This is a genomic window from Ensifer sp. GW101-20A05, from assembly GCF_059424735.1.
Genome location: NZ_JBWKZT010000055.1, coordinates 1 through 746, shown reverse-complemented (window position 1 = coordinate 746; position 746 = coordinate 1). Strand labels below are relative to the sequence as shown.

Sequence of the window (746 nt, the reverse complement as noted above, 5' to 3'; positions counted from 1 at the left end):
GAGTGGCTGTTGGACGTTAACGGTTTGTCGCTTCGCCATCGCGCTTTTAACGGCCTCGTTTCGAAGTGCTTTGTACAGATAAGGAATGCGTGAGAAATTGGTCAGTTGCAAGCGTGTTTTATGCATCAAATTGAAGCCCGCCAGACTCAAATCGTCACCCGGGATAAGCAACGGGGCATCCACAGTGGTAAACGCGCGCCAGCGGGCTTCTGTGGCGGAAACGCTGGAAAAATAGCGGTTTCCTAGATGGCCCACGAGAGGAGGGGGCCGCTGAAACGCATCGGAGCTCAAATCCGGTAAAGGGGACGGGCCATGTGCGCCGACGCCGCCCGGCGAGTTCCGTCTTGGGGAGAGTCCGGTCATCCCGGGCTACGGCACCCTGGAAGCCCGGAAAACCAGGCGTTTCCGGTTATCCCGGACGACCGACATCAGGCATTTGCGACTCCAAATCCATCACTAGCGATACTTGAAACCTATCGATAATGAATGCTTGCGAAAATCGGCGTCTGGATGGCGGAAGTGTATGATCATTTCACTTCCGCCTGTAAAAAATTCATCCGTTAATTCAGATGGTTAATGATCGCTTATTTTCGCAAAGGCGCAGCATTCGGGGGTAACCGGGTGTGGCTTCTACTTGGCGATTTCAATTGAAGCGCTAAGCTGAAATATTGTAAGCGACAAGCCGGGGCCGTTCAGGCGGCGTAGTTCCACGGCATGAGCGCGTCAATATCGCTGCTGGGCCATCC

The 746-nt window shown here is 54.2% G+C and carries 1 protein-coding gene; it reads right to left on the bottom strand.

All coding sequences use genetic code 11. The features are described from left to right. On the bottom strand, window positions 1–363 hold a 363-nt coding region (locus AC070A_RS34625), incomplete at its 3' end, for a hypothetical protein (protein WP_494773649.1). Window positions 364–746: the final 383 nt, after the last annotated feature.